We start from the raw sequence: 8659 nt of genomic DNA, 5'->3' as shown, positions 1-8659 counted from the left end.
GGTCGTGTCTGACAATCGTCTGCCGGCAATGGGGATTGTCAGACGCGGCCAAGCCCCGCCCGGTGCGGGCGGGGGACCAGCGGAAGACCCTCGGCCCGCGTGTCGGCGTTGGCGGCCTCGACGGCTCGGGCGACGAGGTCGTGGTCGGGCGACAGGTGGCAGACCGGGTCGGTGCGGGCGGCGTCGCCGGTGAGCTGGAACGCCTGGCAGCGGCACCCGCCGAAGTCCAGCTCCCGCCGGGCACAGCCGCGGCAGGGATCCGGCATCCAGTCGGTCCCGCGGAACGCGGTCATCACCGGGGACTCGGCCCAGATCCGCTCCATGCTGTCCTCTCGCACGCTGGCCCGCGGCAACGGCAGGGACTGCGCGGCCGGGCAGGGAAGGACGTCGCCGTTCGGGGTCACGGTCAGCTGCCGGGAAGCCCAGCCGCCCATGCACGGCTTCGGGTAGCGGCTGTAGTAGTCGGGGAGGACGTAGATGACGTCCATGCGGTCCCGCAATCGTTCGCGGGCGGCCCGTACGACGTGCTCGGCCGCCTCAAGCTGGGCCCGGCTCGGCAGCAGCGCGTCCCGGTTGCGCCAAGCCCAGCCGTAGTACTGGGTGTTGGCCAGCTCCACCCGGTCGGCGCCCACCTCCTCGGCCAACCCGAGGACGCCCGCGACGCGGTCGATGTTGTTCCGGTGCAGCACCACGTTGACGGTGAGCGGCCAGCCCAGTTCCTTGACCACGCGCATGGCCTCCACCTTGCGGTTCCAGGACGGGGTCCCGGCGATCCGGTCGGACACGGCCGGCTCGTCGGCCTGGATGCTGATCTGCACGTGGTCCAGACCGGCGTCCCGCAGCTGCGCGGCCCTCGGCCGCGAGAGCCCGACGGCGCTGGTCACCAGGTTGGTGTAGAGGCCCAGGTCGTGTGCCTCGGCCACGATCTCCGCGAGGTCGCGCCGCAGCAACGGTTCCCCGCCGGACAGGTGGCACTGGAGCACCCCCAGCTCGCTCGCCTCGGCCAGCACCCGCCGCCACTCGTCGGTGGTCAGCTCGGCGGAGTAGTCGGCAAGGTTCAGCGGGTTGGAGCAGTACGCGCAGGCCAGCGGGCAACGGTAGGTGAGCTCGGCGAGCAACCCGAAGGGGCTATCCATCGGCGAGCTCCACCCAGTGTCGGGCGACGAGCCGGGTCAGGAACCGGCGCACCTCGTCGCCGGGGACGGTCTGATAGCGCGCGCCCAGCCCGGCCACGATCTCGGCCACGGTGTGCCGCCCGTCGCACAGTTCGAGGATGTCCGCGCCGCTGCGGTTCAGCACCACCACCGTCTCGGGCAGTTGCAGGATCGGACGCTGCCTGGTTCGGCAGAAGCTCAGCCGGACATGGCGCGCCAGCCGTGGCCGGTCCGAAGTGGACAACTCGGTGGCGGGCCGGGTTCCGGTTGTGCCGGGGTACATGGCGATCACTCCGGGTAGGCCTGTTCGATGGCGTCCATCAGGCTCCACAGGACGTCGCACTTGAACGACAGCGCGTCGACGGCGCGCGCCTGGGACTCGGCTGACAGGCAGTGCGCGGTGACCACGTCGAGGGCGTGTTCGCAGTCCCGGGGAGCCTGCTCGAGGCGGGCGCGGAAGTACGTGAGGCCCTCCGGGTCGATCCAGGAGTACCACCGCTCGAACGCGGCCAGCCGCTGTGCCATCAGGTCGGGAGCGAACAACTCGGTGAGCGAGGAGGCCACCGCCTCGATCCACGGGCGGGTCCGGGCGAAGTTCACGTAGGCGTCGACCGCGAACCGCACCCCGGGGACCAGGTGCCGGTGGTCCAGGACCTCCTCGCGCGTCAGGCCGGCGGACTCGGCGAGCCGCAGCCATGCCTCGATGCCGCCCTCGCCGCCCGTGGTGCCGTCGTGGTCGACGATCCGCCGGATCCAGCGCCGGCGGACCTCGACGTCGGGGCAGTTGGAGAGGATCGCCGCGTCCTTGCGGGGGATGTTCTCCTGGTAGTAGAAGCGATTGGCCACCCACCCCTGCAGCTGCGCGCGGCTCAGCTCGCCGGTGTTCATCCGGACGTGGAACGGGTGCTGGTCGTGGTAGCGGCGCGAGTGGGCCCGCAACGTCGCGACGAAACCGCCGGCGTCGGTTCTCGTGGTCCCGGTCGTCGTCACGGTCGCACCTCGGCGTCGATGCGGTCCATGCCCGCCTCCAAGCCATCGAGAGGGGGCGCCGGATCACGGATCCGGCGCCGCCCCACGTCCCGTTAGTCCTCCAGCTGAGCGACGTACATGGTCACTTCGGGCGCGACTCCGATCTCATCGAACTCGGGCGTCTCCCACACGACGAGCTCAGACTCCATGGATCCACCTCCTCTCCGCCAGACGACTCCGGCAGGGGGTCTCCCGGCACTACGACGTCTCCGGCAGGGCGAACGTGATCAACGCGCTTCCGTGGCCCGCGCCGAGCATGCCGGGAAGGAACCCCTCGGACCAGGCGCCCCAGCCGACCGGCACGGCGATGTACTGCCTGCCGTCGACCATGTAGGTCGTGGGGTTGCTGTGGTGGCCGCTCCCGCACTGGAACTGCCACAGCAGCTCCCCGGTCCGGGCGTCCAGCGCGTTGAACTCGCCGGTGGGTTCACCGGCGAACACCAGGTCGCCGCCGGTGGCCAGCACCGAGGCGCACATCGGGAGCTCGTTGCGCCAGCGCCACCTTTCGTCGCCGTTCGCGTCGAACGCGCTGATGCTCCCGGTCATGTCCTCGATGTCCACCTGAACACCGGCGCCCCAGTAGGGGATGCTCTCCTTGAACTCCCGGCGCCGCCGGGTGGCGGTGGCCCCGACGTCCTGGACCGGCACGTAGAAGAGCCCGGTCTTGGGGCTGTACGCGGCATGCGTCCATTCCTTGGCACCGGCGGGCCCGGGGTAGAAGTGGACCGGCACCCCCTCCTCGTCGGGGTAGACCTTGGCCGTCACCTGGCCGTCCCTCGTGATCGCGCCCCACGTGATGCGGTCCACGAAGGGAGTGATCTGGACCAGCTCGCCGTTCGTGCGGTCGACGACGAAGAGGTAGCCGTTCTTGTCGAAGTGCCCGAGCAGCTTGCGCCCGTCCGACTCGAACAGGATGCATTCGCCGATGCTGTCGTAGTCCCACACGTCGTGCGGGGTGCACTGGTAGTGCCAGCGGATCTGGCCTGCGTCGGCGTCGACGGCGACGATGCTGTCGGTGTAGAGGTTATCGCCCTCGCGGACTGCACCGTCGAAGTCTGGCGCCGGGTTGCCGGTGCCCACGTACAGCAGGTTGGTTTCCTGGTCGAAGGTGGCGGTGATCCAGCAGTTCGCGCCGCCCCGTGCCCAGGCCTCACCGTCGGAGGGCCAGGTGTCGGAGCCGGGCTCTCCCGGCTTCGGGACCATGTAGCAACGCCACTGGTGCTCACCGCTCTCGAGGTCGAACGCGTCCAGGTGGCCGCGCACCCCGAACTCGCCGCCGGAGCTGCCGACGACGACCTTGTCCTTCACGATCAACGGCGCGACCGTGGCGCTCTCCCCGGCCCGCACGTCACCGTAGGTCCTGTCCCAGACCCGTTTGCCGGTGGTGGCATCGAGCGCGAGCACGTGGGCGTTCGCCGTGACGACGAAAACCTTCCCCGCGGCGACGGCGACCCCGCGGTTCACGTTCCCGCAGCACAGCGACACGTCGAACGGGACGGCGTGCTTGTACCGCCAGATCTCGACACCGGTCTTCGCGTCGAGGGCCCAGACCCAGCCGTCCCACCCGGCGAGGAACATGATGCCGTCGACGACGATCGGGGCGGCCTCGAACGAGTAGGTCGACGCGCCCGCGATGATGCCGGTCGTGCCGGCCTGGAACACCCAGGCGGGGCCGATCCGGTTGACGTTCTCCGTGTTGATCTGGTCGAGCGGGCTGTACCGCTGTCCGTTGTAGGCGCCGTAGTACGTGAGCCAGTTCTGGGGCTCCGACCGGGCATTCAAGATGCGCTCGTAGCCGACGTCGCGCACGACCGGTGGTGCGACGTCGCCCCCTGGGACCTTGCCGCTCAGGTTTCCCTGATCGATGGCTTCGCCCGCGTCCACATATTCGACGGTCATCGTGCGTCCTCCAATCTAGGGCCGCGGCTGGTTGGGACGGTCGAGGCGAGCCTCCGGCGGAACGTCTCCCAGCACCACGATGGCGCCGGTCAGTCCCCGGCCTTCGTCGTTGCCCGTGGGTGAGCTGAACCAGTAGTAGCCCGGTCCGTCGAGGTTGAGGTGCGCCTTTCCGCGCGAATGGTTCACCAACCAGATGAACTTCCTGTCGCCGTTGCTCGGCAGGAGCGCACAGTGGGTGTTCAGGTCGTCGTTGATGAGTTCGAGCTCGAGGTCGCCGCCGTGGGGCATGACCAGAATCGAGGGGTCCCAGCTGATCTCGTCGGGCCGGATCCGGACTGTCGCCTCCATTCGGCCATCGGATCTCTCCGTGGCCTGCCCGATGGTCCCGGTCCCCAGCACCTGACCCAATGCCGCCTTGTTCTGCGCGTCCAACCCGAGCTCGTCCAGCAGGCCGGCTCGTTCCTGCGCGGTCGTCATCGGGCCTCACCTCCTCATCCGGAATCCTGTATCTGCTTGGCGCGAGAAGCACGCGATGCGACATGGCAATGGCTCGGCTGACCGAATCCCCGGATTCGCCGGTGCTGCCGGCAGAAGCACGCGTGAAGGCGCGAACCTGATTGTGATTGCATCAGAACCATCACATCGAAACAAATTGCGTGGACTTGTTCTTAAATTGCAAAATCACCAATCAAACAGAACTCTACGCCGGGTGAATCGCACCGACAAGGGCGCGCGTCAAGTCGGGAGGGCCATGCCGTTCGTCCGTCACCGGGTACCGTTCGTTCCCGGTTTCCCGCCACTGCAAGGGGTTCAGGCGAGGTCGTACCGGTCGAGGTTCATGACCTTGTTCCACGCGGCCACGAAGTCGTGCACGAACTTCTGGGGGGCGTCGTCGCTCGCATAGACCTCGGAGAGCGCCCGTAGTTCGGAGTTCGAGCCGAACACGAGGTCGACGCGGCTGCCGGTCCACTTGACCTCACCGTTGTGCCGGACGCGGCCCTCGAACGTCTCCGCGTCCTCGGACACCGGCGACCACTCGATGCCCGGGTCGAGCAGGTTCACGAAGAAGTCGTTGGTCAGCGTCCCCGAGGCCGAGGTGAGCACGCCGAGGGGGGACCGTCCGGAGTTCGCACCCAGCACGCGCAGGCCGCCCACCAGCACTGTCAGCTCGGGCGCGGTCAGGGCCAGCAGGTTCGCCCGGTCGACCAGCTGGTGCTCCGCCGGCAGCCGGCCGCTCGGTCGCCGGTAGTTGCGGAACCCGTCGGCCTCCGGTTCGAGCGCCGCGAAGGACTCCACGTCGGTCCACTCCTGCGACGCGTCCATCCGTCCCGGGGTGAAGGGAACCTCGACGTCGTGGCCCGCGGCCGCGGCGGCCTGCTCGACGGCGGCGCACCCGCCGAGCACGATGAGATCGGCCAGCGAGACCTTCTTGCCCCCGGTCTGGGCCTTGTTGAAGGACTCCTGGATCCGCTCCAGTGCGCGCAGCACCCGTGCCAGTGTGTCCGGGTCGTTGACCTCCCAGTGACGTTGCGGTTCGAGGCGGATGCGCGCGCCGTTGGCCCCGCCGCGCCGGTCGCTGACGCGGAACGTCGAGGCCGACGCCCACGCCGTGGACACCAGCTCGGCGACCGGCAGGCCCGATTCGAGGATCGTGCTCTTGAGGGCGGCGACGTCGGTGTCGTCCACCAGCTCGTGGTCGACAGCGGGGATCGGGTCCTGCCAGAGCAGCCGCTCGTCCGGGACCAGCGGGCCGAGGTAGCGCTGGATCGGTCCCAGGTCGAGGTGGGTCAGCTTGAACCAGACCCGGGCGAACGCGTCCGCCAGCCGGTCGGGGTTCTCCAGGAAGCGCCGCGAGATCGCCTCGTACACCGGGTCGAACCGCAGCGCGAGGTCCGTCGTCAGAATCGTCGGCGCGTGTGTCTTCGCCGGGTCGTGGGCGTCCGGTACGGTGCCGGCCCCGCCGCCGTCTCTCGGGATCCACTGCCACAGACCGGCGGGGCTCAGCTCCAGGTCCCACTCGTAGCCGAAGAGGGTTTCGAAGAAGCTGTTGTCCCACCTCGTCGGCGTGGGTGTCCACGTACCCTCGAGCCCGCTGGAGATGGTGTCGGGTCCCTTTCCGCTGCGGTAGCTGCTCTTCCAGCCAAGGCCCTGCTCCTCGATCGGCGCGCCCTCGGGTTCGGGGCCGAGGTGGCGTTCCGGGTCGGCCGCGCCGTGGGTCTTGCCGAACGTGTGGCCTCCCGCGATGAGCGCGACGGTCTCCTCGTCGTTCATTCCCATGCGCCGGAACGTCTCGCGGATGTCCCGCGCCGCGGTGAGCGGGTCCGGGACGGTGTTCGGGCCCTCCGGGTTGACGTAGATGAGGCCCATCTGGGCGGCGGCGAGAGGACTCTCCAGCTCGCGGACACCGCCGTGGCGTTCGTCCCCGAGCCAGGCGCGTTCGGGGCCCCAGTAGACGTCCTCGCCGGGTTCCCACACGTCGGCCCTGCCTCCGGCGAAGCCGAAGGTCTTGAAACCCATCGTCTCCAGCGCACGGTTGCCCGCGAAGATCATCAGGTCGGCCCAGGAAATCCTGCGGCCGTACTTCTTCTTCACCGGCCAGAGCAGCCGGCGGGCCTTGTCCAGGTTGCGATTGTCCGGCCAGCTGTTCAGCGGGGCGAAGCGCTGCAGCCCGGCGACCGCACCCCCGCGGCCGTCCTCGATGCGGTACGTCCCTGCGCTGTGCCACACCATCCGGATCACGAGCGGCCCGTAGTGGCCGAAGTCGGCGGGCCACCACTCCTGCGAGGTCGTCAGCACGGCGTCGACATCCCGCGCGAGTGCGTCGAGGTCGAGCGTCCGGAACTCGGCGGCGTAGTCGAAATCCTCGCCCATCGGGTCGGCCGAAGCGGGATTCTTCCGCAGGACCGTCAGGTCGAGCCGGTGCGGCCACCAGTCGCTGCTGCTCGCGCCGCTGACCGGGCGACCGCGGTGACCCGCCGGGACGGACAGGCCGAGGCCGGCCGCGTTCCCACCATTGATCTCAGACACGGGAAACCTTTCCGGAAAACAGAAACTGTGCTGGGGGACTCAGATTTCCAGCGCGCGACGCACAGCCGGCGCGTTGCGCCGGGACACCGGCACCATCGTGTTCCTCCGGTCGTCCATGACCAGGGACAACTCGCCCTTGAGCCCGCGCTCGATCTCGCGGATGCGGCTGAGGTTGACCACGTACCGGCGGTGCACCCGCAGAAAGCCGGCGTCCGCCAGCTCACCGTCGAGCTTGTCCAGCCCCGGCGAGGCCGCTCTCAATCGCCCCTGGTCGGTGGAGAGCAACACGTCGTTTCCCTCCGACTCGGCGAAGGCGACCTCCGGTAACCGGAGCAGCACCATGCGGTTGTCACGCGTCGCGACCAGCCGGCGCGGCCGCGCACGCGGGTGTGCGGACGGGGGACTCTCCGGCAACCGTGCCCCCTCGGAGGCGCCGAACGAGACCAGGTTCCCGATCAGGCGCCCGGAGCTGAAGACGGGCCGGATGCTGATCGAGGCCGGTTCGTCGGCGAGGTGGGGGAAGATCCGCGTCGAGCCGACCCAGTCGGGATTGCGGGCTGCCTGCCGGACGGCGTACCTGACGGCCTCGACCAGTTCCGGCAGCCCGGGGTTCCAGCGCAGCGTCGGGTCGACCGCTGGGGTGGAGGCCGGGACGCCCATGAGCACGCTGGCCGTGTCGTCGGCGATCACCACCTTGCCCGCGGTGTCCAGCGCGGCGAGCGCCGCGGTGGTGCGGGCCCTGGCCTGGGTGAACGCCGAGACCAGCTCCGCGCCGCTGTCCCTGGCGTGCTTCTTCAGCGTGCCCTGGGTCAGGGTGGCCGCGTTCGCCAGCCAGCTTCCCGCGGCGGCGGGGAGCTGGCTGCGCCAGCAGGAGATGTTCAGCACCGCGATCGGTTCCCTGGTCACCACGTCACGCACCGCGACGCCGGCGCAGACCCAGTTGTGGAACGCCTGACACCAGTGCTCGGCGCCTCTGATCGACACCGGGCCGTGCGCCTCGAGTGCCGTGCCCATGCCGTTGGTGCCTGCCGCGCATTCGGACCAGCAGAACCAGGGCGCGAGATTGGAGTCGGTGGCTCTGGCGAGCGTGGCCTGGTCGCCCCACTCGGCCAGGATCCGTCCGGTCGCGTCGGTGACGGTGACGACGCCACCGAGGCTGCCCAGTTCGTGTGCCACGGACGCCGCGCGAAAACCCAGCTCAGCGAAGACGACGTCGTGCTCGGGCGGATGGTCGGGCTCCGCGACGGCCACCGGAGCCTCCGTGAGGTGGGGGTCGACCCGGTACTGGTCCCGGCAGCGATGCCACGAGATCGCCACCAGGGGCCGGACGGCCGGAACCTGGTCCTCGCCCTGCACGAACCGTTCCCATGCCGCGAGCACAGGGCCGCTGCCCGGGTTCGCCTGCGTGGGCCCAAGCCGATGTACCTGCCTCATGGTGGAGAACCGTCCTTGGTCCATCCCCAACGCCCGACGGCGTGCGCGTCGTCCTGCTCTGTCACTGGTTCCGGGCTGTGCCACAGACCGGCACTCCCACTGTAGGCCGAAGTCGC

Annotated in this window: 8 protein-coding genes; all 8 read right to left on the bottom strand. The window is 69.5% G+C overall.

The genetic code is table 11. The features are described from left to right. Window positions 1-38 precede the first annotated feature (38 nt). Window positions 39-1136 (bottom strand): pyrroloquinoline quinone biosynthesis protein PqqE, encoded by a 1098-nt coding sequence (pqqE, locus tag BA062_RS16005; protein WP_110337040.1) that lies wholly within the window; start codon window positions 1134-1136, stop codon window positions 39-41. After that, window positions 1129-1437, bottom strand: coding sequence for a pyrroloquinoline quinone biosynthesis peptide chaperone PqqD (pqqD, locus tag BA062_RS16000; RefSeq protein WP_110337423.1), 309 nt, complete (start codon window positions 1435-1437; stop codon window positions 1129-1131). The genes pqqE and pqqD overlap by 8 nt, the downstream gene beginning before the upstream one ends. Window positions 1438-1442: 5 nt before the next feature. Next, window positions 1443-2144, bottom strand: a complete 702-nt coding sequence (pqqC, locus tag BA062_RS15995; RefSeq protein WP_110337038.1) for a pyrroloquinoline-quinone synthase PqqC — start codon at window positions 2142-2144, stop codon at window positions 1443-1445. Window positions 2145-2236: 92 nt separating this feature from the next. Further along, window positions 2237-2332, bottom strand: a complete 96-nt coding sequence (pqqA, locus tag BA062_RS15990) for a pyrroloquinoline quinone precursor peptide PqqA (RefSeq protein ID WP_110337036.1) — start codon at window positions 2330-2332, stop codon at window positions 2237-2239. A gap of 49 nt (window positions 2333-2381) precedes the next feature. Further along, entirely contained in the window at window positions 2382-4082 is a 1701-nt protein-coding gene (locus BA062_RS15985) for a PQQ-dependent dehydrogenase, methanol/ethanol family (RefSeq protein ID WP_110337034.1), read from the bottom strand. Window positions 4083-4097: 15 nt separating this feature from the next. Further along, the gene (locus BA062_RS15980; RefSeq protein ID WP_110337032.1) at window positions 4098-4559 is read right to left on the bottom strand and encodes an MSMEG_3727 family PQQ-associated protein; all 462 of its coding nucleotides are present in this window, start codon (window positions 4557-4559) and stop codon (window positions 4098-4100) included. Window positions 4560-4892: 333 nt separating this feature from the next. Continuing rightward, window positions 4893-7070, bottom strand: a complete 2178-nt coding sequence (gene katG / locus BA062_RS15975) for a catalase/peroxidase HPI (protein ID WP_245959851.1) — start codon at window positions 7068-7070, stop codon at window positions 4893-4895. Window positions 7071-7148: 78 nt separating this feature from the next. Then, window positions 7149-8543 (bottom strand): DNA-binding protein, encoded by a 1395-nt coding sequence (locus BA062_RS15970; RefSeq protein WP_168213986.1) that lies wholly within the window; start codon window positions 8541-8543, stop codon window positions 7149-7151. Window positions 8544-8659: the final 116 nt, after the last annotated feature.

Source organism: Prauserella flavalba, assembly GCF_003202235.1.
GTDB lineage: Bacteria > Actinomycetota > Actinomycetes > Mycobacteriales > Pseudonocardiaceae > Prauserella_A > Prauserella_A flavalba.
The sequence above is the reverse complement of the archived record's forward strand: the minus strand, read 5'-3'. Positions and strand labels throughout refer to the sequence as shown.